At 70.9% G+C, this 26,977-nt stretch carries 20 protein-coding genes; 11 read left to right on the top strand and 9 right to left on the bottom strand.

Annotation, left to right across the window (positions count from 1 at the left end):
- Positions 1-16 precede the first annotated feature (16 nt).
- The 5 genes from FHR38_RS27740 (at position 17) to FHR38_RS27720 (ending at position 8,675) form a co-directional block, all read left to right on the top strand.
- Positions 17-1,297: a tetratricopeptide repeat protein gene (locus FHR38_RS27740; RefSeq protein WP_221449215.1), complete on the top strand. Its 1,281-nt coding sequence runs from the start codon at positions 17-19 to the stop codon at positions 1,295-1,297.
- A 241-nt stretch (positions 1,298-1,538) separates the two neighbouring features.
- Entirely contained in the window at positions 1,539-4,169 is a 2,631-nt protein-coding gene (locus tag FHR38_RS27735; RefSeq protein WP_184540306.1) for a fibronectin type III domain-containing protein, read from the top strand.
- A gap of 33 nt (positions 4,170-4,202) precedes the next feature.
- Positions 4,203-5,189 (top strand): AAA family ATPase, encoded by a 987-nt coding sequence (locus FHR38_RS27730; RefSeq protein ID WP_184537729.1) that lies wholly within the window; start codon positions 4,203-4,205, stop codon positions 5,187-5,189.
- A gap of 10 nt (positions 5,190-5,199) precedes the next feature.
- A complete protein-coding gene (locus tag FHR38_RS27725) occupies positions 5,200-6,363 on the top strand; it encodes a DUF58 domain-containing protein (RefSeq protein WP_184537727.1) in 1,164 nt (387 codons plus the stop codon).
- Positions 6,357-8,675: a transglutaminase TgpA family protein gene (locus tag FHR38_RS27720; protein ID WP_184537725.1), complete on the top strand. Its 2,319-nt coding sequence runs from the start codon at positions 6,357-6,359 to the stop codon at positions 8,673-8,675. Before FHR38_RS27725 ends, FHR38_RS27720 begins: the two co-directional genes overlap by 7 nt.
- A 58-nt stretch (positions 8,676-8,733) precedes the next feature.
- Here the strand turns inward: FHR38_RS27720 and FHR38_RS27715 are convergent, their stop codons facing one another.
- Together FHR38_RS27715 and FHR38_RS27710 are read right to left on the bottom strand one after the other, a co-directional pair.
- Entirely contained in the window at positions 8,734-9,708 is a 975-nt protein-coding gene (locus tag FHR38_RS27715; protein WP_184540304.1) for an LLM class F420-dependent oxidoreductase, read from the bottom strand.
- A 100-nt stretch (positions 9,709-9,808) separates the two neighbouring features.
- Positions 9,809-10,690, bottom strand: coding sequence for a phosphatase PAP2 family protein (locus tag FHR38_RS27710; protein ID WP_184537723.1), 882 nt, complete (start codon positions 10,688-10,690; stop codon positions 9,809-9,811).
- Positions 10,691-10,839: 149 nt separating this feature from the next.
- Here FHR38_RS27710 and FHR38_RS27705 point away from each other — a divergent pair, with 149 nt between their 5' ends.
- Positions 10,840-11,487 carry a DUF3159 domain-containing protein gene (locus FHR38_RS27705; protein ID WP_184537721.1) on the top strand — a complete coding sequence of 216 codons (648 nt, stop codon included), beginning with the start codon at positions 10,840-10,842 and terminating at the stop codon, positions 11,485-11,487.
- 53 nt (positions 11,488-11,540) lie between these two features.
- Here the strand turns inward: FHR38_RS27705 and FHR38_RS27700 are convergent, their stop codons facing one another.
- The gene (locus tag FHR38_RS27700; RefSeq protein ID WP_184537719.1) at positions 11,541-14,447 is read right to left on the bottom strand and encodes a glycoside hydrolase family 48 protein; all 2,907 of its coding nucleotides are present in this window, start codon (positions 14,445-14,447) and stop codon (positions 11,541-11,543) included.
- Positions 14,448-15,208: 761 nt separating this feature from the next.
- Here FHR38_RS27700 and FHR38_RS27695 point away from each other — a divergent pair.
- Positions 15,209-16,612, top strand: coding sequence for a GH1 family beta-glucosidase (locus tag FHR38_RS27695; protein ID WP_184537717.1), 1,404 nt, complete (start codon positions 15,209-15,211; stop codon positions 16,610-16,612).
- A 32-nt stretch (positions 16,613-16,644) separates the two neighbouring features.
- On the opposite strand, the gene FHR38_RS27690 is transcribed toward FHR38_RS27695, so the two are convergent.
- Genes FHR38_RS27690 through FHR38_RS27680 form a run of 3 tightly spaced genes read right to left on the bottom strand, consistent with a single transcriptional unit; the run spans position 16,645 to position 21,115 of the window.
- A complete protein-coding gene (locus tag FHR38_RS27690; protein ID WP_184537715.1) occupies positions 16,645-17,067 on the bottom strand; it encodes a roadblock/LC7 domain-containing protein in 423 nt (140 codons plus the stop codon).
- On the bottom strand, positions 17,064-19,643 hold the full coding sequence (locus FHR38_RS27685) for a sensor histidine kinase (protein WP_184537713.1): 2,580 nt from the start codon (positions 19,641-19,643) through the stop codon (positions 17,064-17,066). Before FHR38_RS27685 ends, FHR38_RS27690 begins: the two co-directional genes overlap by 4 nt.
- Positions 19,644-19,702: 59 nt before the next feature.
- The gene (locus tag FHR38_RS27680) at positions 19,703-21,115 is read right to left on the bottom strand and encodes an FGGY family carbohydrate kinase (protein ID WP_184537711.1); all 1,413 of its coding nucleotides are present in this window, start codon (positions 21,113-21,115) and stop codon (positions 19,703-19,705) included.
- A gap of 305 nt (positions 21,116-21,420) precedes the next feature.
- On the opposite strand from FHR38_RS27680, the gene FHR38_RS27675 reads away from it, so the two are divergent.
- A complete protein-coding gene (locus FHR38_RS27675; RefSeq protein ID WP_184537709.1) occupies positions 21,421-23,334 on the top strand; it encodes an anthranilate synthase family protein in 1,914 nt (637 codons plus the stop codon).
- Positions 23,335-23,405: 71 nt separating this feature from the next.
- On the opposite strand, the gene wrbA is transcribed toward FHR38_RS27675, so the two are convergent.
- The gene (gene wrbA / locus FHR38_RS27670) at positions 23,406-24,023 is read right to left on the bottom strand and encodes an NAD(P)H:quinone oxidoreductase (RefSeq protein WP_184537707.1); all 618 of its coding nucleotides are present in this window, start codon (positions 24,021-24,023) and stop codon (positions 23,406-23,408) included.
- A 303-nt stretch (positions 24,024-24,326) separates the two neighbouring features.
- Here wrbA and FHR38_RS27665 point away from each other — a divergent pair, with 303 nt between their 5' ends.
- From FHR38_RS27665 to FHR38_RS27655, 3 genes are all read left to right on the top strand, one after another.
- Entirely contained in the window at positions 24,327-24,488 is a 162-nt protein-coding gene (locus tag FHR38_RS27665; RefSeq protein ID WP_184540517.1) for a hypothetical protein, read from the top strand.
- A 108-nt stretch (positions 24,489-24,596) separates the two neighbouring features.
- Positions 24,597-24,881 (top strand): Rossmann-fold NAD(P)-binding domain-containing protein, encoded by a 285-nt coding sequence (locus tag FHR38_RS27660; protein ID WP_184537705.1) that lies wholly within the window; start codon positions 24,597-24,599, stop codon positions 24,879-24,881.
- Between the two features lie 153 nt (positions 24,882-25,034).
- A complete protein-coding gene (locus FHR38_RS27655) occupies positions 25,035-25,844 on the top strand; it encodes a metal-dependent hydrolase (protein ID WP_184537703.1) in 810 nt (269 codons plus the stop codon).
- Between the two features lie 10 nt (positions 25,845-25,854).
- Here the strand turns inward: FHR38_RS27655 and FHR38_RS33355 are convergent, their stop codons facing one another.
- Together FHR38_RS33355 and FHR38_RS27645 are read right to left on the bottom strand one after the other, a co-directional pair.
- Complete coding sequence (locus tag FHR38_RS33355) at positions 25,855-26,316, bottom strand: ribosomal protein L7/L12 (RefSeq protein WP_184537701.1); 462 nt, start codon at positions 26,314-26,316, stop codon at positions 25,855-25,857.
- Positions 26,317-26,339: 23 nt separating this feature from the next.
- Positions 26,340-26,933 (bottom strand): nucleotidyltransferase family protein, encoded by a 594-nt coding sequence (locus FHR38_RS27645; RefSeq protein WP_184537698.1) that lies wholly within the window; start codon positions 26,931-26,933, stop codon positions 26,340-26,342.
- Positions 26,934-26,977 lie beyond the last annotated feature (44 nt).

Genomic DNA, 26,977 nt, shown 5'->3' with positions numbered 1-26,977 from the left:
CCTCGGGACGGGCAGCATGACGGACGTGTCCCAGCCGCCCCCACTTCCCGCCGTACAACGCGACGCCCAGGCGCGTCGCGACGCGGGCGACCTCGCCGGCGCCCGCCACCTGCTGACGGCCGCGCTCGAGGCCGGCCGCGCCGCATACGGCAAGGATCATCCAGAGGTACTCAGCACCGCGCACATGTTGGCCCGGCTACACCAGGAAGCCGACGATCCGGCCTCGGCCCGACGCGTCCTGGAAGAGGCACTGGCCGACGGGCAGCGCCGGTGGGGGGACGCCGACCCGTTGCTGCTCGCGATCTCCTTCGAACTCGGCACGGTGGCCGAGGCACTGGGCAACCGACACGAGGCCCGACGCAACTTCACCCGGGTGGCCACCACCGGATCCGGGGTGCTGGGCAACGACCACTGGACGGTACGGGCAGCCCGCGACTACCTCGGGCTCCCCCAGACCGACAGGGACGAGGGCACGGTCACGATGGTGACCGCCCCGGCACAGGCCACCACTCCGCCACCCGTCACGCCGCCCATCGCGCCGCCCACGCCTGTCACGCCACCCGCTGCCACCCACACACCGGCTCCGGCCCCCCGGCCCGCTCCGCCCCAGCCTCCGGCTCCACCTCCGGCGATCGAGCCGCCGACCACGCCCCTCGTCACGGTGCCGGTCTCGGCACCACCCCGCGTGCCGGTCTCGGCACCACCCCGCATGGCGGCTCCCCCACCCACGTCGTACCCGGCCAGCGCCTATCCCCCGGCGGCGCCGGGGCCACAGCCGTACCTGACCGGGCCGGCGGGGCCGGTCACCCCCGCCCGACCGATGTCGGCACCCTCACCCGCATCCCCTAACAAGCCGGAATCGCGGGGACGCAACGCGCTGGCAATCGCCGTCGTCGCGAGCGCAGCCGCAGTGGTGGCCGTGGCCGCACTCGTCATCGTCGTCGTGGTGCGGGACAAGTCCGCGCAACCGCCCCCAGCCGACCAGGTGCCACCCACCGCCACCCGGAGCGCTGCCGGTGATCCCCCCACCGAGCTACGGCTACGCGACGACCAGTCGAGCATCACGATCACCTGGACCGACCCGACCAACGGCACGGTGCCGTTCATCGTGGCTGGCGGTCAGGCCGGTAGGAACCTGGGCGCGATGGCCACACTCGACGCTGGGGTAACCAGCCATACCATCAACGGGTTGAATCCCCGACTCGACTACTGCTTCACCGTGCTGGCGGTCTACTCGACGGACGGCTACGCCACCTCTGGACAGGTCTGCACCTCTCGCGGCAGCTCGCCAGGGTGACGAAACGTCACCACCACGGTTCCGCCACAGCCACCTGACCTGCAACGATGACGTGAAGGACCGACGTGTCCGCCACGCCGCGTCGAAGTGTCCATAGTCGGACAGATCGGGTTACCGCACGTAATGGCCAGGCCATATGATGGCACCCGGCTCGGCGTGGAACGCTGGCGTCAGCACTGACCAGAGACGTTTGCGACGTATGGGGAGGCGGCCGGCTGTGGTCACCACAGGCAACGGCAGCATGGGCGGCGGCATCGGCAACGACCCGGTCGATCCAGCGACGACACCTCGTCGGCGGTCCCGGCGGATACGCGGCGGGGTCGTCACGATCGGCACGGTCGGGGCCCTGGTCGCCGCGATGGGCCTGACCGTGTTGGGGCTCGGCGCGGCCGACAACGCGGTGGCCAGCTACGACGCCAGTTCCTGGTTGTGGAGCGCCGCCAAGGGCGAGCTCGCTCGGGTCAACGGGCTCACCGGTCGGGCCGACACCCGCGTTCAGGTGCCCACCGGCCGCACCCATCCCGTGCAGGTGGCCCAGACCGATCGGCTGCTGGTGCTACGGGACCTCAACACCGGCCTGGTCAGCTCCCTCGACCTGGCGACATTGCAGGTGAGCGCCACCACCCGGACCACCGCCGGACTCGGTGTCAACGTCGCCCTGCACAAGGACTCCGCCTTCGTCATCGACGCCGTACAGGGCATCGTCCGCCAACTCGACCCGCGGACGCTGACGCCGATCGGCGAGCCGATCAACTACCCGCCGGGCATCACCGGTGGCGCCTTCGACGGCGCGGGCCAGCTGTGGATCGGCATCCCCAGCCAGGGCACCGTCTCGGCGATCACCGCCGGACCGCTACCCGGATCGACCGGTGGCGGCGGCGGTGGCGGTCTCAGCCCCAAGCAGGTACGCACGGTAGCGGTCACCGACCCCAGCCACGATCTGGCGATCTCCACCTTGGACGACGGGGTGGCCGTGCTCGACCGCACCACCAGCACGCTGACCACCGTACGTGGTGAGGAACAGCGGACGGTCAACCTCACCCTGGGCGGGCTGGGCAGCCTGCCGGCCCGGACCAACGGACCGACGGTGGCGGTTACCGTCGCCGAGAATCGGCAGGTCTTCCTGGTCGACGCCGCCGGCACGGTGCGACAGTTCAAGGTGCCCGGCGAGGGAACCCAGCTGAACGCGGCGGTGACCTGGGCGGGCCGGGTCTACTGCACCGACCCGGCCGACGGGGTCATCTACTCCTTCGACCAGAACGGCCAGCCGACCGACAAGATCGAGGTACCGGGCGCGAACGGACCACTGGAGTTGGAGGTCCGGGAGAACCACCTCTTCGTCAACGCGCCGAACTCGGCGAACGCGCGGGTGGTCGACGACAAGCACCACGTACGGACGGTCGACAAGTACACCAACGACATCCTCGGCGGCGACCCGCCGAAGGCCATCCCGCCGACGCCACCGAAGAAGCCGGTGGTCGACAAGCCGAGCGCACCGCGCAGCGTCACCGCCGCTGCCGGGGACGCCCAGGCCCGGGTGAGCTGGAAGCCAGCCGCCGCCAACGGTGCGGAAATCATCAAGTACGTGGTACGCGGTGCCGACCGGACCTTCGAGGTTGGCGCGAACCAGCGCGCACTGGAGGTCACCGGCCTGGTCAACGGCGAGACGTACCGCTTCTCGGTGCACGCCGTGAACGCCAAGGGTGCCGGACCGGAACGCACCAGCAACCCGGTCGTGCCGACCTCGGAGGTGCCCGCCGCGCCGGCCAGCGTGACCGCCCAGGAGCGGCCGGACGGCACCGTGTTGGTCAAGTGGCCGGCCGCCGACGGCCTGGGCCACAAGATCGCCAAGTACGCGGTGACCGCCGTCTCGCCCGGAGCCAACGCCCCAGCAGGTGAGTCGACCAAGACGGAGTTGGTCATCCCCGCCGGTGAACTGGAGTACGGCACCCAGTACGCCTTCACCGTCGTCGCGGTGAGCCAGAACGGCGCCGGTTCCAAGGCGTCCCCGGTGAGCAACACCGTGGTTCCGTTCAACCGGCCAGCCGCCCCGACCGGGCTGACCGCGGCGACCGTGGCCGGCGAGGCGGGCGCGATCTCCGTGGCGTGGACGCCGGCCAAGGAAAACGGCCGGTCGATCACGAAATACGTGGTCGAGGCGGGCAGCCACAAGATCGAGGTAACCGACACCCGGGCGAAGGTGACCGGGCTGGGCAACGGCCAGAACGTCGTGGTCAAGGTGCAGGCGGTCAACGAGGCGGGCATCGGGCCGGCGGCCACCAGGTCGGCCAGCACGGTGGCCGAGCCGAAGGTGACCGTCACCGGGGTCACCACCGACGCCACCTCGGCAACCGTCCGGTTCACCGTCAACGCCGGCGGCGGGCAGGCCACCTGCACGGTCGCCCCCACCGGCAAGGCCGCCGTCCCCGGCAACTGCTCCGGCATCCGGGTCACCGGCCTGAACCCGGGCACCGACTACACCTTCACGGTGACCGTACGCAACGCCGCCGGCACCGGCACGGCGAAGGGTACCGGCACCACCACCGACCTCTGGGGGACGGCGACCTGCAACAACGGCGAGTCCGGCGAGACCGCGACCTACTGCGACAGGGACCGGGACGGCCGCAACGGCAACGAGATCTTCTCGGTGGCCCGGCAGGACAACGACAAGCAGGTCGGCTGGGCGAAGCCGGGCACCCGGCTGAAGGCGTTCTGCAAGGTGCGCGGCGAGCACATCGACTCGTACATCTACAACAAGCAGAAGGCGAGCACCTGGTGGGTACGGGTCGACTACAAGGGCGGTAACTACATCCCCTGGGCCTGGTTCAACCTCGACGGCGGCGACAACATCAACGCGTTGCCCGGCTGCTGACCCGATCCACACCGGCAAGGAGCACCATCCACAGTGAACAGCCGTGAGCCGCTCTTCCCGCAGCAGGTGCAGGGCTTCGCCGCCCTGGCCGCCCGGTTGGCCGCCAACGTCAGCTCGGTGGTGCTGGGCAAGCCGAAGGTGGTCCGGCTGGCGTTGACCGCGCTCTTCGCACAGGGGCACCTGCTCCTGGAGGACGTGCCCGGGGTCGGCAAGACGACGCTGGCCCGGGCGATCGCCGCGTCGGTACGTGGGCAGTGGCGGCGGATCCAGTTCACCCCTGACCTACTCCCCGCGGACGTGGTCGGGGTGACCATCTTCAACCAGGCGAGCCGGGAATTCGAGTTCCACCCCGGCCCGATCTTCGCCAACATCGTCATCGCCGACGAGATCAACCGGGCCTCACCGAAGACCCAGTCGGCGTTGCTGGAGGTGATGGAGGAACGCACCGTCACCGTCGACGGTACGCGGCACCCGGTGCCCCAGCCCTTCCTGGTGGTGGCCACGCAGAACCCGGTCGAGATGGACGGCACCTACCGGCTGCCCGAGGCGCAGCTCGACCGCTTCCTGATGAAACTCTCCGTCGGCTATCCGGACGAGGCGGTGGAGATCGAGGTGCTGCGCGGGGCGACGCTCCGGTCCCCGGAGGCATTGGAGGCGGTCACCGACACCGCCACCGTCGGCGAGTTGGCCCGGCTGGCCCAGCGGGTGCACATCGCCGATCCGCTCTACGCGTACGCGGTCCGGCTGGCGGCGGCGACCCGGAGCCACCCGCACGTACGGATCGGGGTGAGCCCGCGCGGGGTGATCGCGCTGACCCGGGCGGCGTGCGCGTACGCCCTCATCGACGGGCGCGGCTGGGTGCAGCCGGAGGACCTCAAGGCGCTGGTCGAACCGGTCTTCGCGCACCGCATCCTGCTCTCCCCCGACGCCCAGGTACGCGGGGTCACCGCCATCCAGGTGCTGCACGAGGCGGTGGCGTCGGTGCCCGTGCCACTGCCGGCCACGACCCCCGGAGCCTGATCCGCCAGCCATGACGATCACCGCACGTGGTGCCGGCCTGCTCGCCTGTGCCGTCCTCCTCCTCGTGACCGGATTCTGGTTCGGGTACGCGGAACTGGCCCTGCTGGGCGTCGCCGCGGCGATCGCGGTCGGCTGCGCCGTCGGCTACGCCGCCTGGCGGCCCCGGCTCGACGTGACGCGGGTCGCCGAGCCGGACCGGGTGAGCCGGGGTGAATCAGCCACCATGACGCTGACCGTGCGCAACAGTGGCCGGTTACGTTCGGCGAGCCTGATCGCCGAGGACCGCTGCGGCAACCAGCCCGTCCCGGTGCCGCTGCTGCGGCTGCGTCCCGGCCACGACACGACCGGCAGCTACCCGGTGCCCACCCACCGGCGCGGCGTGGTGACGATCGGGCCGCTGCGGATCACCGGCCGGGACGCGCTGGGGCTGATGACCGTGGCCCGCTCGCAGGGCGGCACCGCCGAGGTCCTGGTGCACCCGCGCATCCACCCGCTGGCCGCTGTACCGGCCGGGGTGACCCGCAGCCTGGACGGCCGGGTCGACCGGGTCCCACACGGTTCGATCACCTTCGACTCGCTGCGGGAGTACGTCGTCGGCGACGAACTACGCCGGGTGCACTGGCGCACCAGCGCCAAGGTCGGTGAGTTGATGGTGCGCGAGCACCTCGACACCAGCCTGCCCCGGCTCGTGGTGCTGTTGGACAACCGGGCCGCCGCCCACCCCCGGTTGGTCGACGGTGTCGCCGAGACCTTCGAGTCCGCCTGCGAGGCAGCGGCCTCGGTGGTCGCCGCCGCCTACCGCGAGGACCTGCCGGTGGTGCTGCTGGTGGTCGCCGACGACAGCGACCCGGCGACCGGCGGGGCGTTCCTGGACCGGCTCGCAGCCGTCACGCTGCGCACCGAGCCGGCCGGCAGTGGGGACGGGCCGCTGCGCACGGTGGCCCGCCGGCTGCGGCAGGACCGGCTCGGCGACACCCTGGTCTTCCTCACCGGCCCCGGTGCCCGTGCCGATCTGGGGCAGCTCGGCGCACTTCGCGGGGCGTACCCGTCGGTGGTGGTCGGGATGTTCGGCGCGGAGGGGCGGCCGGCACCGGACGCCGCCGGCCTGGTCGTCCTCGACGCGGCCGACGGTGCCGAGTTCGCCGCCGAGTGGGATGGCGTACGCCGATGGTGAGAATTCTGCGGATCGTCCTGCTTCCGCTGACCCTGGTCGGGCTGGTCGGGCTGACCGGGCTGGCCCTCGGCCGGGTCTACGCCGGTCCGCTACTGGCCCAACTCACGCTCGGTGCGGCGGCGGGCTCGGTGCTGGTCAGCGCCGCCGCCCGGCGGTTGCCGTCCTGGCTGGTCGGGCCGCTGTCCGTGCTCGCCATGGCGGGGTACGTCGCGTTCGCGCTCTGGTGGACCGCCCACCGCGCCGACCTGCCCGGTGCCTTCGGCACGGTGGCGCTCGACGCCGCCCGCAACGGCATCCCCCGCCTGCTCACCGCGATGATCCCGGCCGAGCCGGTGCCGGACACCGTGATCGTTCCGCTGGTGGCCGCCTGGCTGGCCGGGTTGACCGCCGCCGAGGTGGCGATGCGCGCGGGTCGGGTGCTGCTCGGTTACCTCCCGCCCACCCTGCTGTACATCGGCGTGCTCTACGTCGTGGGCCCCAACGCCGAGCCCGCCATCTGGCCGACCGTGGGCTTCGCCGCCCTCGCCGCGCTCGGGCTCGCGGTGGGCGGACGGGATGGCTCACCGGCCGGCGGGTCCGGTGGGGGCGGCGGTGTCGGTACCGGTGGCGATGTGCCGGCGGTGATCCGGGCTCGGACCCTGCTCGGCACCGCCGCCGGTCTGGTCGTGGTGGTCGGGCTGATCGCGGTGGTGGCCCCGACGGTGGCTGGCCGGGTCGGCGACACGCCGGTCGACCCGCGACGTTACGTACAGCCGCCGCAGGTCGACAGCCTCGACGAGAATCCTCTGATCCGGATCTCCGGCTGGGCGTTGAACCCCGACCAGGAACTCTTCTCCGTACGCACCACCGCGACGGCGGTCGACGGGGGCGAGCAAGCCCCTGAGGCACCGGATCCGGCGGCCACCGACGCGCCGGGTCAGCCACCGCAGGGCAACGCGATCCGGATCCGGCTCGCCGTGCTCAGCGACTACGACGGGGTGACCTGGCGGGTCGGCGGCACCTACCGCAACGCCGGCCGGGTGTTGCCGACCGTGGAGGTGCCGGCCGGCGCCACGCAGCAGCCGGTACGGCAGGAGATCACCATCGGTGAGCTGAGCGGACGGCTGGTGCCGGCGGTCGCGACGCCACGTCAGGTCACCGGGGCCCGGATCGCCTATGACGCGGCCAGCGGCACGCTGATCCGCCCGGACGGGTTGGTGCCCGGACTGCGCTACACCGTTGACTCGCTCCGGGAGCGCCCCGACCCGAACCTGCTGGCCACCGCGAACGTCCCGTCGGGGGATGCGGTGGCCCGGGTGCTGCGGGTCGAGGAGGGCACCCCGGAACAGCTCCGCCGGCTGGCCGACGAACTGGCCACGGAGAACGGTGCACCGTACGCCCGGGCGCTGGCGATCGAGCAGTTCCTCGCCGAGCACTACCGGATGGTCGCCGACGCGCCCAGCGGGCACGCGTACCCGAACCTGAGCTTCTTCCTCTTCGGACCGCGTAACGGCGGCGGGCAGCGCGGCACCTCGGAGCAGTTCGCGGCGGCGTACGCGGTGCTGGGCCGGCTGATGGGGCTGCCCACCCGGGTGGTGGTGGGATTCAGCTCGGCCAGCGGCGACGGCCCGGTCCGGGGAGCGGACGCCTTCGCCTGGCCGGAGGTGCTCTTCGAGGGGATCGGCTGGGTGGCGTTCGACCCGCTGCCCCGACCGGACACCGAGCCACGGCCGGTCGAGGAGGACTTCAAGCCACGACCGGAGGAACCACCGCCGTCACCGGACGAGGCCCTGCCCAGCGCCACCCCGGTGGAGTCGGCCGCTGCACCCGCAGCCGCCCCGCCGCGGGACCGGGGGCTCTCCGGTGTGCTGCTGGCCGGTGGTGGCGTGGGTGGTCTGGTGTTGATCCTCGGCGGGCTCGTGGTGGCGGTCGTGGTGTTGCGCCGGGCCCAGCGTCGCCGCCGGCTCGACATCGGTCCGCCGGAGCAACGCATCGCCGGCGCCTGGCGGGAGGTGACCGACGCGCTGCGGCTGGCCGGCGAGCCGGTCGCCGGCCACCTGGCGGCGACCGAGGTGGCGGCGCAGGCCCGGACGGTGGCCGCAGCCGGGCCGGACTCCGTACGGGTGAGGGTACGTCCGCCGGTGCCGCCAATCGACGACCTCGCCGAACTGGTCAACCTGGTGGCGTTCGCCCCGGGAACGGCCAGCGAGGAGCAGGCCCGGCTGGCCGGCAGGCAGGCCAGCGCGTACGTGGACGGGCTACGCGCCCGCCGGTCCTGGTGGCGTCGGCTGCTCTGGTCGGTGCACCCCGGTCCGCTCCGCTGGCGGCGTTGACCGTACCGTCGGCAGTCGGCAGTCGGCGGCCGCGCTCCCGGCCCTGGGTACGGTCGGGTCAGTTCCCGGTGCTCCGGCCCAACTGGGCGATCACCGTCGCCAGCGCGGCGGATCCACCAGCGGCCAGTTCCGGGGTCGGCAACAGGGCGATCACCGGCGTGTCCACCCCGGCCGCCACGTACTGGCGTACCTTGGTCCGGCACACCTCCGGTGTCCCGTGCAGCACCAGCGCGTCGACCAACTCGTCCGGCACCGCTGCGGCAGCAGCACGCCGGTCCCCTGCCGCCCAGGCCTGCCACATCGGCCCGAGCACCGGTTCGCGGCCCAGCCAACGGTGGAACTCCGCGTACGCGGGCACGGTGAGGTAGCTGGCAATCAGCCGGCGGCCCAGCGCACGAGCGTGTGTCGCGTCCTCGGTCGGGCAGACGAACAGCCGGGCGACCACCTCGAACCCGGGCCGCCGCTGGCCCACCTCGGCCAGCACCCGGGGTACGTCGGTGGCGGCCAGCCAGTTGAGGATCGTGCCGTCCGCCTCGGCACCGGCCAGGCGCAGCATCCGGGGACGCAACGCGGCGAGCAGGATCGGCGGCGGTACGCTCGGCGGCCGGTCCAGCCGGAACCGCCGGATGGTGAAGGTGTCGTACACCTCGTCCACCGTGTCACCCCGCAGCGCCGCCCGCAGGAACCGTAGCGTGTCCCGGGTACGCCGGAACGGTTCGACGAACCGGGTGGCGTTCCAGTCCTGGACCAGCACCGGCGACGACGCTCCGATGCCGAGGGCGAAGCGGCCGGGAGCGGCCTCGGCCAGCGCCGCCGCGTTCATCGCCAGCAGGGCCGGCCCTCGGGTGTAGACCGAGGCGATGGCCGTACCGAGCCGCAGCCTCGGCTGCCAGGCGGCGGCCAGCGCCAGCGGGGTGAACGCGTCCGCGCCATTGACCTCGGCGGACCACAGATCGGTGAAGTCGGCTTGGGCCAGCGCCGCGTAGACCGCATTGTGGTCGGTGAGCGAGACACCGCCCAGCGGCACCGTCATCCCCCAACGTATCGTCACCGACTGATGGTGCCTGGTTACCCGGCCCGACGGCAAGATCCGACTTCGGCGAGCCGCATCGACGGAGGGCCACGTCGTCCGGTCAGCCGGTATGGCGGGGGACGACCCGGTGCACGGTGGTCAACACCAGAGCCATCAGCAGGCTCGCGACGCCCGCGATGCCCGCCGCGCTGCCCGCGTACGCGACGAGGAGTCGCCGGCGGCTGAGCTGCTCGGGTGGCACGGACAGCACGTCACCGGTGAGGGTGAGGGCGACCGCCGCAGCCGCCACCAGGAACACGCCGGCGAGCACCAGTATGGTCGTGGCGATCCGGTGCTTGTCGCCCGGTTCCACCTGAGCGTCCGCTCCCTGGACGAACAGGAGCAGGAGCCCGGCGACGGCCGCCCAGCCGCCCACCACCAGCAGGGCCGCCACCGCGTCGCTGGGTCGATGCCAACCGGCCGACAGGGTCGCCACCCCGGCGAGGGCTGCGTACCCGGCGGCCACCAGCGCACCCCAGCCCCGGACCCGGGGCGGAAGCACCAGGACCAGCGCGACCGCCACCGATGCGGCCACTGTGGCGTGTCCGCTGGGTAGCGTGTTTCCGACGGCCGCCCGGTCCGGATCGACGCCGAGATCCGGTCGGTAGAGGAAGTGTTTGAGCACCTGGGTGGTGACATTGGCCCCGGCGATAAGCAGCGTGGTCACGACCGCCAGCGCGATCCGGCCCCGGATCAGGGCGATGAACCCGATGACGGCGGTGGCCGCCAGCAGGGAGACCACCGACATGGCGCTCAGGATGGTGTCGACCAGTCCGTCGATCCGCTGCTGACCGATCGTGTTACCGGTGAGGGCGATCGTGTCGAGTAGCTGTCCACGTCGGGTACGGACGGCGAACCGCCAGAGCGCAACCAGCGCCAGGACCTGGCCGGCGAGCAACAACACCAGCCAGCCTATGGTCGTGCCGCTTCTCCGACCGGGCATGCCATCTACGGTAGTGCCGGAGGGCTCCCTCCGCTCGGTCAGACCTCGACGGGTTAGGCTCCCCTAAGAAATTGGGTGCTCAACCCGGTCCGGGCGTCATGCCACCAACCGGTACCGCGCTCGGCACCGGCCAGCTACCGGAGGTGAGGATGTCCTTGGCACCCGAGCGTGACCAGTCGGAATCCCTCGCCAGCCTGCTCGGTGGGCGTCGGGGGGCGATCGACGCGACGCTGCCGCCGATCGGATTCGGTGTCGGCTGGTTGGTCGGTGGGGAGTCGGTCTGGGGTGGGGTGATCGCGGCGCTGCTGGTGGGCGTGGCGGTGGCCGGGTGGCGGCTGAGCCATCGGCACCGACCCCGCTCGGTGCTGGTCGGCCTGCTCGCCGTCTGCCTGGCCGCCCTCATCGCCCTGCGTACCGGTCGGGCGAGCGACTTCTTCCTGCTCCAGCTCGTCTCCAACGCGGCCAGTGCGCTGGCCTGGACGGTCAGCATCGTGGTGCGTTGGCCGCTGCTGGGCGTCGTCGTCGGTATCATGCTCGGTCAACGTACCCGGTGGCGGCGTGACCCGGCGCTACTGCGGGCGTACGGCCGGGGCAGCTGGGTCTGGGTGATGCAGTACGTCCTGCGGCTCGCCGTGTTCATCCCGCTCTACCTGGCCGACCAGGTGCTGGCCCTCGCCACCGCTCGCGTCGTCCTGACCTGGCCACTGGTGGCGGCCTGCCTGGCCGGCAGCTGGTGGGTCATCCGCCGGTCCCTACCCCCCGAGCACCCTGGCCTCCGCCACCCCGTCCTGAGGTGAGGAAGGGCCCCTTCTCGTCGCTGCTTGCCGTGGAAGGGGCCCTTCCTCACACCTCAGCCGTTCGGGAACAGGTGGGCGAAGTCGGCGAACGCCATGGCGATGTCCGTCTGTGCCCAGAACCGGTGGTAGCGGAACTCCGGCACCGGACCACCATTGAGGTACGCCTGGACCTTCGGCCAGTCCGGGTCGGTGCGGTAGAAGGACCGGATGTCCACGAAGCTCTTGCCCGCGGTGATGGCGTCCCCGTTGGGCATCCGACCGGTCCAGCCCGGCGGCAGGTAGAGGCCCTGCCCGGTGCTGGCGTCGTACACGTCGTCGAACCGGCGGTAGTCCGCCCGGGTCTCCACCGTCGAGATGCCCTTGGCCTCGGCGTGCGCGTACATCGCGTCGAGTAGCCCCTTGGCGGTGGTCTTCGCCGCCGCGTTACCCGACTTGGCCGCGTACCACATCAGGGTCCGGGCGTACGCCGCACCGACGCCCACGTCCCGGCCCTTGGCGGTGACCTCGACGTGCAGGTTGGTGTTCGGCTGCGGGTTCACCGGATTCCAGACGGCCGGCTGACCGGTCCACCGCATGTCCGCCGGGATCTCGAAGGCACCACCGGTGCCGATCGTGGTGTTGGCGATGGCCCACGGCACCCACTTGTCGAGGATGGCCTTGGCCTTGGCGTTGCCGGTCACGTAGTACAGCTCCGCGACTCGTTGCAGCGACCAGACCTGCATGCCGAACCACTGGTTGCTGCCCGGGTCCTCGTAGACCGGGTGGTCGTCGTAGAACATGCCGTAGAAGGTGGACTTGCCGGCCGGCGGCTGGGCGTACGCCCCGTCCCAGCTGTTGGTGGCACCGCCGGAGATGGCCCCCTCGGCGGACTGGAGCCACTGGTAGAACTCCAACTGCCGGTTGAGGCTGTTGGTCCAGTCGGCGACCGCGGTCGGCGACTGCGGCCTCAGCTCGGCCACGTTGGTCAGCGCCCAGGCGGCGAACGGGTTCTGGTAGCCGAAGTGGTTGTGGCTGGAGCCGATCCGCCAGGACCAGCCGGCCGACGTGTCGGTCGCGCCGCCCCAGGCGTAGTACCACGACATCAGGTAGTGCGCGGAGTCCCTACCGGTGCCGGCCGGGCAGGTGGTCGGCCCGACACAGTTGCCGATCTTCTTGAAGTACTTGTCGAACATCGCGTAGCGCAGGTAGTCGCCCATCTTGGCGGCCTTGGCCACGGTGGCCGCCACGTCAGCCTGCTTGCCCTGGGCCTTCGCCCAGGTCAGCGCCCAGTAGGCGGCCTGCACGGCGCGGGCGTCGGCGTCCGGCGCGTTGGTGTACTTCCACTGTTTCGCCGGGGCGTTGGCCTCCTTGACGGAGATGTCCAGGTAGCCGTTGGGGCCGCCGTGGCGGAACGTGTCGCAGGACGGCTGCGGCACGGTCTCCCACACCGACTCCTGCGGGCCACGCTGGAAGGTGTTGATGTACGCCGGGCGGGTGGTGCCGTCGCCGCACCGACCGAAGCCGTACGTGTTGTCCACGTCCAGCAGCCAGTGCATGCCGTAGATGTCGCCGGTGCCGTAGGTGGACTGCAACTCGTTACGCAGTGGGTCGGCACCGACCGACACCGAGGGCTGCAACTGGGACGGATACTGGCTGGGCAGGTTGTACTCGGCGGCGTACTGCGCGGTGCCGTTGACACCGGCGGTCGGCTGGTCGGCGTGCGACGGGATGATGTAGTTCTCCATCACCGTCCAGGCGTTGTTGAACGGTGCCCAGTTCTGGGTGACCCGGCCGTACTGCGCCTCCAGCCAGATCCAGAAGCTGAACGCCTCGGAGGTGGTCTCGTGGCCGTGGTCGGGTGCCTCGACGATCAGTGTCTCGATGGAGTGGTACGGCACGCCCTCGGGGCTGAAGTAGCCCGAGTTCTTGATTTTCCCGTACTGCTCCAGGAACCGGGCGGTGTAGATGTTGTCGCCGCCCGGGACATCGTTGTCGATCTCCGTGGCGATGATCGCCAGCGGGGCGTACCCGGTGGCAGAGGCGGTGATGGTGGCGGTACCGCCCACGGTGTCAGCGTCCTCGGCCGCCGAGATGGTGAGGTTCACGCCGGTGTTCCAGGTGGTCGGGGTCAGCACGGCCGAGGTCGGGGTGACGGTGACGTCGGTGTCCCCGGTCCGGGTCAGGGTGACCGGCACGTTGCCGGCCGGGGCGGCGCTGAGCTTCAGGTTCACCGTGGAGCTGCTCCCCTCGGCCACGCTGACCGAGGACGGGGTGGCTACCAGAACCGGCCCGGACGCGGGGGTCACGGTGAACGCCCTCTCGGCGGTCGCGGTGAGGTTCGCGTTGTCGTACGCCTTGGCCTGCACCGTGTACGCGCCGGCTGGCAGGTCCTCCAGCAGATAGCTGTACGGTGCGCTGGTGTCGGTGTTGACCAGCAGACCGTTGCGGTAGAACTCGACCTTGGCAATGGTGCCGTCCGGGTCGCTGGCGGTGGCGGTCAGCGGTACGTCGGCGGGGGCCTCGAACGGTCCGGCGGGCACGGTGAGGCTGACCGTCGGCGGCTGCGGCTGACCGATGCCGCCGCAGGTCACCCCGTTGACCGCGAACGAGGTCGGCTTTGCGTTGGTGCCGCTGTAGGCACCGTTGAAGCCGATGGCGGTCGAGGCTCCGGTGCCCAGGTTCCCGTTGTACGACATGTTCGTGGCGGTCACCCGGTTACCGGACTGGCTCCAGTTGGCCGACCAGCCCTGGGTGATCCGCTGATTTCCGGGAAAGTCGAAGGTCAACGTCCATGAGGTGACCGGATCACCGAGGTTCGTGACGGTCACGTTGGCGGTGAATCCGGTGTTCCAGTCGTTCGTCGCGTAGACCACGTCGCAGGAGGGCGCGGCGTGTGCCGCCCCACCGGGCAGGGTGAGCCCGGCGGCCACCAGTACGCCGGTGGCAACGGCCGCCAATCGGCGTCTTGCCTTGAGTCTCATAGCTCGCTGTCTCCTTGTGAGACTGGGCCGGGCCGTACGGTCCCGGCGGGCGCCCACGGCCCCGGTACGGACACGCGGTGGGCGTGGCGGAGGGTGGTCGGACCCGACCCGGATCGGGCGCATGGCCGCCGGAGGACGGTGACGCGCTCCGGTCGGCGGGAAACGGGGTCGCCTGTTGACTGCCCTCGGCAACCCGCTGCTCGCGCGGTGTGGCTCCCGGCCACAGCTTCGACAGTCTTACATGGGAGCGCTCCCGCAAACAACAGCCCACGCCCGCAGGCCCGCCAGCGACAGGGAAATGTTTCGATCCCGTTCCGGGCCTTTCACATTCACGTGACGAGGGTTACAGTCCAGGAACCACCCGATGGGAGCGCTTCCATAGAAGGTGGTCGAACAGGTCGACTCGGTGTCACCACTTTGCCCCTCGTGGATCGACACCGCTTCGCCGCGCGGCTGCCGGCGGTCCAGCCCGGATTCCGCCGTCAGCCGACTCAGCACCATCGAAAGGAGGTGGAACCAGAGCCACTCGCGTGGCCCGGCTCCCGCGGCACGTCGGGATGGATGCCAGTCCGCCCGCACGTGTGTGTCATCCACGGTGGGGACGGGGTTGCCCTCCCCGTCCCCACTCTACTGCCATTGAGGTTGATCCTCGGCGGTCTGCGCTCTCAGGAATCGGCAATCAGCCAGAGGCGGACGCTACCCCGTCTGGGAGCGCTCCCGCGCTATCGTGGATGACCGTCCAATCACGAGGAGAAAACCGAATGTCCACAGCCAACCGGCGGCACCTGCTGCACCACACTGCCGCGTCCCCCACCTCCGAGTTACCCCCCGAGCCCGAACCGGTGCTCGGCCTTCACTTCCCCGACGGCTTCGGGTGGGGAGCCGCCACATCGGCGTACCAGATCGAGGGCGCGGCCAAGCACGACGGGCGCGGCACCTCCATCTGGGACACGTTCAGCCACACCCCGGGCCGTACCCGAGGTGGTGACAACGGTGACGTCGCCGCCGACCACTACCACCGGTACCTGTCCGACCTGGACCTGATGCAGGAGCTGGGACTACGTACGTACCGGTTCTCCATCTCCTGGCCTCGGATCCAGGCCGACGGTAGGGGTACACCCAACCAGCGGGGCCTGGACTTCTACCGGCGCCTGGTCGACGGGCTGCACGAGCGGGGCATCACCCCGATGGCGACGCTCTACCACTGGGACCTCCCCCAGTCCCTGCAGGACGTCGGTGGCTGGGAATCCCGCGATGTGGCCCACCGGTTCGCCGACTACGCCGACGCGGTGTTTCGAGGGCTCGGCGCGGAGGTCGCCACCTGGCTGACCATCAACGAACCCAAGACGGTGGTACAGAACGGCTACCTGCAGGGACACCATGCCCCTGGCCGGCAGGATCCCGCCGCCGCGTACCTCGTGGCACACCACCTCCAACTGGCGCACGGGCTCGCCGTACAGGCCTTCCGAGGCAGTGGTGAACCGGGGCGGATCGGCCCGGCGCTCAACCTCCATCCGTGCTACCCCGCCGACGACAGCGCCGCCGCCGAAGCCGCCACCCGGCTGTACGACGGCTACGAGAACCGTCTCTACCTCGACTCCATCCTCAAGGGCCGGTACCCGGCCGACGTACTGGCCGATCTCGGCCCGGACAGCCGGATGGTGCGCGGGATCCGGGATGGCGACCTGGCAATCATCTCCGCCCCCGTAGACCTGCTCGCGGTGCAGTACTACACGCCGATCTACGTCACCAACGACGGCGGCTCCGTACGCCGGTGGCCGACGTCGCAGGCGGAGTGGCAGCAGATCTACCCCGCCGGGATGTACGACATCCTCACCCGGGTCACACGCGACTACGGCGACGTACCGCTCACCATCACCGAGAACGGCCTGCCCACCCCCGACCGACCCGACGCGGACGGCACCATCGACGACACCGGGCGGATCAGCTTCCTCCGGGACCACCTCGCCGCCGCTCATCGAGCCATCACCGACGGCGTACCGCTGGAGAGCTTCCACGTCTGGTCCCTGCTCGACAACTTCGAGTGGAACGAGGGGTACGACCAGCGCTGGGGTCTGATCTACGTGGACTACGCCACGCAGGAGCGGATCCTCAAGCGCAGCGGGCACTGGTATCGCCAGGTGATCGCGGCCAACGTCATCTGATCCCGAGCCGGAGTGGCTGGCTGACCCCGTCGTCAGCGGGGCAACGCCTGTTGGAGTTCCGCCCGCAGCGCCGGGGTCAGCATCTCTCCGGTCTGCTTGGCCAGCCGAGCCATCTCGTAACCCACCACTCCGATGTCGGCCTCGCTGCCGGCCAGGGTGGCCAGGATCGAGCCGTCCCGGATCTGCATGACCAGGAAGTAGCCCCGGCCCATCTCCACCACGGTCTGCTTGACCACGTCGTTGTCGAACATCTGCGCCGCCCCGGCGGTGATGCTCATCAGGCCTGAGGTGACCGCGGAGAGCTTGTCGGCGTGGTCCCGCGGCAGATGGTCGGAGATCGCCACGAGCAGCCCGTCGGACGAGACCACGATCGCGTGCGACACCCCGGGCACCCGCTCGGTGAAGGCGTTGACCAGCCAGCTCAGGTCCCGAGCCTCTTGACTGAGCGTTGTCACTGTTGCTCCCTCTCGGTACGCGTGCCGCTGGGCGGCAGGACTATCTCGGTGGTCTCCTCGGCTTCCGCCCGCCGTACCCCGCCATAGAAGCGGGTGAGCATGCCACCCACCGCCTCGGGGTCCGGCTCATGCCGTCGAGCCGGGGTGGGCGGTGCCTCCGCCGGGTTGGCACCGGGCAGCTGGGCCATCGGCACCCGGACCGGCAGTCCGCGGGCGTTGACGCCGCCGGTGCGGGGTGCGGCGGGCTTCGGCACTGGTGCCGGGGCGGCTGGCCGGGCCCCCTGCCGCGACCACCAGGCGCTGGCGGGGGCCGGGGTAGCGCCGGCCACGGTCGTGCCAGCCGCACGGGCAGAGCTGACCGTCGGGCCGGTCGGTGTGACCGGCTGACCGGTCGGTATGGCAGCCGGAACACCACTGGCCGGCACGATCCTGGTTGGCATCTGACGGGCCGAACTGACACCGGGCGGCATCTGACGGGCCGAACTGACACCGACCGGGACAGCCCCGGTGGGTCCGGCCAGTGCCGCGAGCACCCGGCGGGGTGGCTGATGCTCCGGCTCTCGCTGGTCAGCGGGGGCAAGCAAGGTGGTCGGCAACCAGACGGCGGCGGTGACACCCCGCCCGGCGGCACCCAGGCGCACTCGAATGTTCTGACGGGCGGCCAGGTGACTGACGACGAACAGGCCCATCCGCTCGGAGGCGGAAACGTCGGCGGCGGGCGGAGAGGCGAGCGTCTGGTTCGCGGCCTCGATGGCGGTCGGGCTCATGCCCAGTCCCTCATCGACGATCTCGATGACCGCCTCGTCCCGCCCGTGTGGGTGTCCGGCTATCCGGACGACGGTGTCCGGTGGCGAGAAGGAGGTGGCGTTCTCCAACAGCTCGGCCAGCAGGTGCACGAGGTCGGGGACGGCGTGACCGACGATGTGCAGGCGGCCGGTCGTCGCGGGTCGGATCCGCTGGTACTGCTCGATCTCGGCCGTCGCGGCGAGCATCACCGTGGAGAGCGGCACCGGCCGGCCCCGGCGCCGGGTGGGCTCGGAGCCGGCGAGCACCAGCAGGCTTTCGTCGTTACGCCGCATCCGGGCGGCCAGGTGATCGATCTTGAAAAGACTGTCCAGCTGGTCCGGGTCGTCCTCCTCCCGTTCCAGGTCGTCGAGGAGTTCCAACTGTCGCTCGACCAGCACCTGGCTCCGCCGGGCCAGGTTGACGAACATGGCGTTGACGTTGCGCCGCATGACCGCCTGCTCCACGGCGACGGTGACCGCGCTGCGGTGCACCGCCACGAACGCCTCGGCGACCTCACCGATCTCGTCCATCGCCCGCACGTCGGCGGGCGGTACCTCGATCTCCGACACCCCGGCGTGCACCTGGCGCAGCCGGTCCAGCGCCTCGGGCAGCTCGACCTGGGCAACCCGCAGGGCCTGGGTACGCAGCATCCGCAGGGACCGGGCGACGGACCGACCGATGATGATCGAGATGAGCAGCGCGCCCGCCAGCACCGCCAGCACCCCACCGGCGACCAGCAGGGTACGGCGCAACTGGGCGACGCTACGCGAGTCCGCCAGCGTCACCGCGTCGGTGAGCACCGCCACCTCGACCTGGCGCAGCAGGGCGGATCGTTGTTCGCTCGCCGCCCACCAGGCCCCCGGTTCGAGGACAGCCGGATCGTCGATGTCCGACGGAATAGTGCTCCCCTCCATCCGTAGGGCGGAGAGGAATCCCGGGTCGACGGCGATCTCGTCGTACCGCTGGATCTGTCCGGTGGTCGCCACGACCCGGAACTCGGCGAGCGCGGCGAGCTGCTGCGCCCGCAGGTCGGCGAGGATCATCTGGTCCTCGGGGCCGTAGGCCCGGGCCCGCCCGGCACCGTAGAGCTGGGCCCGGATCCGGGCACCGACCTCCTTGACCCGGGCAAGCTGGACGTACCGCAACACCGCCTCGGTCAGTTCCGGCTGATCGGAACCGGGCGAGGGCTCGGCCAGCAGGGACAGCAGCGCCTCGATCGCCCGACTGTAGTTGCCCAGCACGGTCTCGGTGCTGAGCATGACGGCCGGCACCGCGGCCCGTACGTCGGCGAGCAGGTTGAGTGCCTCGTCGGCCCGGGAGTAGGCGACCCGCCACGAGACGTCGGAGCCGAGCAGCGGGCTGCCGGCGTTCCGGAATCGAGTGATCGCCTCATCGGTACGGTGGTAGAGCGGATCCAAGGCCGCCACCGCCGCACCGGAATCGACCCGGCCGGGCAGGGCGAACCGGAGGCCAGCCAGTTCACCGGCGGTCCGCGCCCGCTCCTGTTGCAGCTCGTGCACCAGCGCGGTGATCGGCCGACCCATCTCGACCTGCTCGGCGAAGTCACCGAGCACGTTCGTGCGTCCGATGAGGACGTTGGTCTGCACCCCGGCGAGCACCAGGAACGCGACCGACGGGAGGATCAACACCGCACCGAGCTTGGTCCGCATCCGCCAGTCACGTAGTCGCAGCGGAGAACGCCGCCGATGTGGCACCACCCGGACGTCGAGACGGCGACGGCGCTGGGACGACTTCGCGTCGGAAGCTGGATCCAGGCCAGCGCTCAACATGCCTCCAAGACGTCCATCCGGAACGGCGTCGCCATCGATGGCCCGACCTGCGGTTCGACTCAGGAAGGATACTGTGGCCGGTACCGTTCTGTCGTTGCCCGCCCCCCTTGATCGTCCGTCTGGCTGATCCCCCCGGGGCCGGCCGTTCCATCGATCCGACCGATCGCCACCAGGGCCGCACCGGTCGCGCCGATCTCCGGATTGGCGACGTGCCGTACCGTGCGCGGCGCCAGGGCCGCCGCGAAGGTCCGCCGCCACCACGACGACGCAGCGAGGGCACCGCCGCCGAGGACCACCTCCACCGGATCTCCCACAGTGGACTCGATGTCGGTGAGGTCCGCCGCGACCTGCCGGCTCAGCGCACTCATCAATCCGGTGAGCAGGTCTACGGCCGTGGTGCCGAAACTGAGCCCGGAGAACTGCCCGGAACCGGCCGGGGCCAGCCCTGGTGGCCGGTCACCACCGAGCCGGACGTCCACCGGCGGGCCACTGCCCGGTGGGCGGCTGGCCAACGCCGCGTCCAACGCGGGTCCCTCGGGCAGGCGTAGCTCCCGCTTGGCCCAGGCGAACAGGTTCCCCCCGGCCGAATACGCGGTGCCGGTGACGATGTGGTTCTGATCCACCCGGTAACGCCACAGCCCGTCCGGCAACGGCGGCAACGGTTCGCCGGCCGGTGATGGCTGCACCAGTCGTACCGCCGCGGAGGTCCCCACCGTGACCGCGGCCCGGCCCGGACCGACGCACCCGGACCCGACGTTGGAGGCCGCACCATCACCCAGCGGAGGTGCCCACCGGGCGGACCGCAGCGCCGGCCAACGCCGGGCCAGGTCCGGTCGGAGCCGCCCGGTCCAGCCCGCCGGGGCCAGGTCCGGCAGCTCCCCGGGCCGGATGCCGGCCAGCTCGCAGGCCTCGGCGTCCCAGTCGAGGGCCCGCAGATCGAGCAGCCCGGTGCCGGAGGCCTGCGATACCGACATGGGCGACTCGTCCAGCAGGCGGCCGAAGACGTACTCGACCAGTCCGACGAAACGGGCCAGGCCGACGTCGGCACGTTCGCGCAGCCAGGGCAGCCGTACGCTCCAGTAGAAGCGGTGCCACCAGGTGCCGGTGCGCTGGTGGAAGGCGGCTGGGTCGGCCGGACCGGCTGCCACGGACAGCGGCTCGGCACGGGTGTCGAGCCAGGTCAGCACCGGTCCCAGCGGTGCGCCGCCGGAATCCAACGGCACCACCGAATGCCACTGTGCGGCGGTGGCCACCAACTCGACGCCGTCCAGGTGTCCGGCGCTGGCCAGTTCGTCGAGGCATTCGATCAACGCGGCCAGATAGCCCGGCCCGTCCAGCGTCGCCGCCCCCTCGTTGGTGGTCACCACGGTCACCGGGCGACGGGCCAGCGCACCGGGCCGGGGCACGGCGTCGGAGTCCAGCACCAGTCCCCGTACCGAGGAGGTGCCCAGGTCGAGGGCGAGAATGTTCATCGCCGGACACCGTACCCGCCGAACGCCCCCGCCAAGCCCAGGTCGGCACCGGGGACTTGCCGACACCGGCCCGGACGGGCCGTCCAACAGGTGGACGCCTCGGCCCGACGGGGTTCCGCCGGTCCGGCGTACGTCGTATGGTGGGCCGGTGCTCGCGCGACTGAACTCCTGGTGGCCCGCCTATCCGGCGGCCATCGCTCGCGCGTAGTTTCTCCCACGCGGCCGCCCCAGCGAGGCGGCCGTCGGCGTTTCCCACGCATTCCGGCCTCCCCGCCGGACGGCCCCCGGCCTGAGGAAACGACACCATGAAGCTGCTACCGCACCTGCTCGCCACGCTGGCCGCCGGCGGCGACCCCGGTCCGTTCGCCCTGATCCGCCGCGAGGGCGCGGCCCACCTGGAGGTCTACACGGGTACGGCGCACGTTGCCGACCGGCTGGCCGACCTTCCCCTGACCGAGCGCCCGGATGGGCCGGCCACGCTGGCCCTGGTGCCGTTCCGCCAGCTCGCCGAGCGGGGGTTCGCCCACCTCGACGACGGCACCCCGCTGGAGTACCTGGCCGTGGCCGCGCTCGACCGGACCCCCCTGGACGAGGCGCTCGCCGCGCTGCCCGATGCGCCGGTCCATACCGAAGGCGGCGGTTTCGACCTCTCCGACCAGGAGTACGGGGAGATCGTGGAGCGGGTGCTGCGGGAGGAGATCGGACGTGGAGCGGGGGCGAACTTCGTCATCCACCGCACCTACCGGGCGCGACTGGTCGGGCCGGTCCTGACCTCGGCGCTGGCCGCGTTGCGGCGACTGCTGACCGGTGAGCGGGGCGCCTACTGGACGTTCCTGGTGCACACCGGCACCCGGACACTGGTCGGGGCCACCCCGGAACGGCACGTCAGCGTCGAGGACGGCCTGGTGATGATGAACCCGATCAGCGGCACGTTCCGGCACCCGGACGGGCCGGCCGACCTCGACGCGTTGCTGCGGTTCCTCGCCGACCCGAAGGAGATCGACGAGCTGTACATGGTGCTCGACGAGGAACTCAAGATGATGGCGACCGTGGCCGACCGGGGCGGGCAGGTGATCGGGCCGTACCTGAAGGAGATGTCCCAGCTCAGCCACACCGAGTACCTGCTGGCCGGACGGGGCTCGCTGGACGTACGGGACGTGCTGCGGGAGACCATGTTCGCCCCGACCGTCACCGGTAGCCCGATGGAGAACGCCTGTCGGGTGATCGCCCGGCACGAGCGGACCGGCCGGGGCTACTACGCGGGGGTGCTCGCCCTGCTCGGTCGGGACACCGCCGGCCGGCAGACCCTGGACGCGCCGATCCTGATCCGGACGGCGGAGATCTCCCCCGACGGCGAGCTGCGGGTGCCGGTCGGCGCGACCCTGGTGCGGCACTCCACCGCCACGGGTGAGGTGGCGGAGACCCACGCCAAGGCCGCCGGGGTGCTGGCCGCACTCGGGGTACGAACGACCGGCGGACCGCCCCGCAGCACCGCCCCGGCGACTCGGCTGGCCGACGATCCGGCGGTACGCGCCGCGCTGGCCGCCCGCAACGACCGGCTCGCCCGGTTCTGGTTGGAGCAGCGTGCGGAAGGCGAGGCGGTGGTGCCCACGCTCGCCGGTCGACGGGTGCTGATCGTCGACGGCGAGGACACCTTCACCGGCATGCTGACCCACCAGCTGCGGGCGCTGGGGCTGGCCACCGAACTGCGGCCGTGGCACCGCATCGGTGACCCGACCGGGTTCGACCTGACCGTGGTCGGCCCCGGGCCGGGTGACCCGACCAGCCCGGACGACCCGAAGATGACCACCCTGCGTACGTTGCTCGGCATGCTGCTCGACGGCGGTCACCCCACCCTGGCCATCTGCCTAGGGCACCAGTTGCTCTGCGGGCAGCTCGGGTTGCGCCTGCACCGCCGTGACCTGCCCTACCAGGGGTTGCAGCGGGAGGTCGACCTCTTCGGCGCGCGCCGCCGGGTCGGGTTCTACGCCACGTACACCGCCCTGGCCGACACTGACGTGATCACCACGAGCCACGGCCCGGTCCGGGTGGCCCGCGACGCCGACGACGGCACGGTGCACGCCCTACGCGGTACGACCTTCGCCGGCGTGCAGTTCCACCCCGAGTCGGTGCTCAGCCAGGACGGAATGCTGGTGCTGACAGAGCTACTGACTGGGTTGCTGCCGGCCACGACGGCCTCGACAAGATCGACGGGCTGACTCGGGCCTACCCGGCCAGATCGACGGGCTGACTCGGGCCTACCCGGCCAGGCCGACGGGCTGACTCGGGCCTACCCGGCCAGGCCAGCCCGCAGGGCCGTGCTGATCTGCACCGCCCTGCGGGCGGTCAGCGCCGTCGCGGTCCGGGCCACCTCGTCCGGTGCCGTCTCCCCGTTGTTGCTGGTGTGCGAACCGCCGTACGGGTTGCCGGCGATGAACTGGCTGGGCTCGACGTAGCCGGGGGTGACCACGATCCCGCCCCAGTGGTAGAAGACGTTGAACATGGAGAGCAGGGTCGCCTCCTGGCCACCGTGGGTGGTGGCGGTCGAGCAGAAGCCGGCGTAGACCTTGTTGACCAGCACGCCCTGACTCCACAGCGGTCCGCTGGTGTCGATGAACTGCTTGAGCTGGGCGGCCATCACCCCGTACCGGGTGGGGGTCCCGAAGATCACCACATCGGCCCAGGTGAGGTCGTCCAGTTCCACCTCCATCACGTCCTGGGTCTCCAACTGATGGGCGTGCCAACCGGAGTTCGACCGGATCGCCTCTTCAGGGGCGAGTTCCCGCACCTTGCGCAACCGCACCTCGGCACCAGCCTGCTCGGCACCCTCGACCGCTGCCAGGGCCATCTGATAGGTGATCCCGGTCGCGCTGTAGTAGATCACCGCTACCTTGGTACGGCCGTCCATCGAAATCCCCTCCTCCGTGTCGTACGGGCACCACCGGGTGACACAAGCCTTCGCACCGGGTGGCACAAGCCTTCGCGACTACCCGCACCTTCCGGTGGTAAACCTCCGCTCCCGCCCGCCCGGCCAACACGGCATGTACCGCGGGTACCTCGTTCGGTTACCGTGGCCGAGGAACTCGACGCCCTCTGGCCTGTCGCCGCCGATGTCGACATGCTCCTGGGCCCGGCGTACGCCTGATCGGCGAAACGCGTCCCGTCCCGGCGGTCCATTCGGCAGGATCGTCATCAACGAGGAGGTGCCGCCGTGCCGGACACCCGCACGCTCGCCCTGTCGTTCGAGGTCGCCGGCCTGCCCCCGGTCCAGACCGAAGCGCTGTCGATCCTCGCGCCCGGGCATCGCCAGGCCGCCCGGGTCCAGTCCCTGCGCCGGCTCTCCCTCTGGGAGGAGGCTGCCGAAACGCCTTAGCATTCCGTCCGAGTCGCCGCCGTACCGGCGATGGTCTGGCCGGCCCGGACCCGGCACCTGGAGTCCCGCCGAGTGCGGAAGATCCCGGTCTCAGGAAGGGAGAGAACCATGTCCGAGCAACGCGTCTCGCCGCAGACGGCCGGGGCGAACCCCGCACGGCAGGCTGGCCGTCCCACTGAGGAACAGCTCCGCCGCGCCCTACGGACCGCCACCGACCTGGTCCGTGCCGACTACACCGGTCAGCCCATCGAGGACGTCTGCCGGCGGCTGTTGGTCGAGACCAGACTCGCGCTGCCCTCGGAGGTAGCCCCGGACTTCACCCCGGACATGGAACAGTTCTGCCAGATCGCCGTTGCGATCGTCCGCGGCATCCCGCTCCGCGAAGGTGCTTGACCTTCCGCTGCTCGGCGGGAAGGGCCGCGGAAGCGCTTGACCGACAACAAGACGCTCCCCTTCCACTGTGGATGCACGGTGAATTGCCCAGACGCCTCCCCTCTGACAAAGTGGCGTAGCCTGCGGGCAGATCTTGGGGAGGAATGAACGACGATGATGGGACCATCCCATGCGCTGTCCGGTGCCGCCGTATGGCTGACCGGATCCCTGGCGCTGGACCAGTTCGCCGGCTACGAGCAGTCGCCGATCGCGATCGCCGTCGGCACCGCGGTCTGTGCCGGTGGCGCGCTCTTTCCCGATCTGGACCTCTCCGGCAAGGTGACCAAGAACCAGGGCGGCGCGACCGTCGCCCGGACCTTCGGCGTGGTGTCGCTGTTCATCGCCGAGGTGATGGAGAAGATCTCGCTCGGCGTCTACCACGCGACGAAGCTGAGCAAGGATCCACACCGCAACAACGGACACCGTACGCTCACCCACACCATCCCGTTCACCGTGCTGGTGGGTTGGGGCACCACCGCGCTGTGCACCGCGTACGGCAAGTGGGCGGTCATCGGCATCCTGTTCTTCATGATCGGACTGGCGCTGCGCGGACTGTTCGACGAGTGGGCCAAGCGGGCCGGCTGGGTGATCGTCACGCTGGTGTCCCTGGCGGCGGCGTACTTCACGTATCTGCACCTGCCTGACGACCGTGGTTATCCGATGCTCGGCCTCGCGGTCGGGGTCGGCTGCATCGTGCACATCCTGGGCGACATGATCACCAGCGCCGGGGTACCGATCCTCTGGCCGATTCCCATCGGGCGGCGGATGTGGCGCATGATCGGGGTGCCGAACAAGTACGCGGTCAAGGTCGGCGGCAAGGTCGAGGTGGTCGTCCTCCGTACCGTCTTCACCGTGCTGTCGGTGCTCTCCGCCGCTGGCCTGTTGGCCCCGTCAATTCTGCGCCGGTTCAACGTGGAGATCTGAGCAGGGCGAGCTACAACCGCTCGACCGCCTCCTTGGCCTCCTTGAGACCGAGACGGGTGTGCTGGCGCAGCACCTTGATCGCCTCGATCTTCCGCCCCCGGTGGTGCAGCTTCCGCACCTGGTCGAGCACCGCCGGCGGCACATCGGACAGCGACGAGCCGGGCGACGTCGGAACGAACGGTAGCTTGCCGAGCCCGGGCATCGCCTGGGCTCCATCCCGTTCGATGGCGTCGACGGCCTCCTTCGCGTCCCGCAGGGACAGGCCGGTCCGGTCGCGGACCAGCTTGACCGCAGGGATCTTCTTGCCGGCCCGAAGCAGCGCCGCCACCTGTTCGGCAACCGTGCGTGGATCGACCTCCGCTGGCGGCACCAGGTCGACACTCCGCTTCGGACGCCGGCTGACGAGCAAGACCAACAGGAGCAATGCGAACGGGGAGAAGAAGGCCACCACGAGGGGAATCGAGTCCGACACGGGGCCACGCTACCGGACCCGATCTACACCCCGACCCGCTGCGGTGGCACGGTCAGCCCCCACAGCGCCATCAGCTCGGGACTGTCCACCCGGCACCCGTCGGCCACCGTGTCGCACGCGATGTCCACGATCTGCTTCTTGTGGGCCAGTAGGTAGGGTCGCGCACCCACGTCGGCGTTGGCCAACGTCGCGATGCCGGCCCAGTGCCGCCGACCGAAGAGCATCGGGTACCCCCGGAGTCCGTCGTAGGTCGCGCAGACCAGCACATCCGGGTACGGCAACGCGGTGACCCGCCGGATCGCCGCCACGGTCAACCCCGGCATGTCCACCGGCACCACCACCACGGCCTCGATGTCGGGGGCACGCAGGGCGTCCAATCCCTTACGCATCGACGACCCTATCCCGGTCCCCCAGGAGCGGTTGACGACAACCGTCGCCTCGGTCAGGTCTGCGGTTGCCCGCACCTGGTCGGCGGCGGCCCCCAGAACCACCACGAGTGGGTCGCACCCGGCCTTGCGTACCGTCTCCAGCACCTGCCTCACCAGTGGTTTCTCCCCCTGACGCAACAGTGCCTCGGGGCCACCGATGCGGCGTCCGCCACCGGCGGCGATGATCATTCCTGCGATCCGGCTCAGTTACGCCACATCCCTCCTGGCCCGTG

Origin of the sequence: Micromonospora polyrhachis, from assembly GCF_014203835.1 — a bacterium.
Taxonomy (GTDB): Bacteria; Actinomycetota; Actinomycetes; order Mycobacteriales; family Micromonosporaceae; genus Micromonospora_H; species Micromonospora_H polyrhachis.
This window is presented reverse-complemented; position numbering and strand designations above follow the sequence as displayed.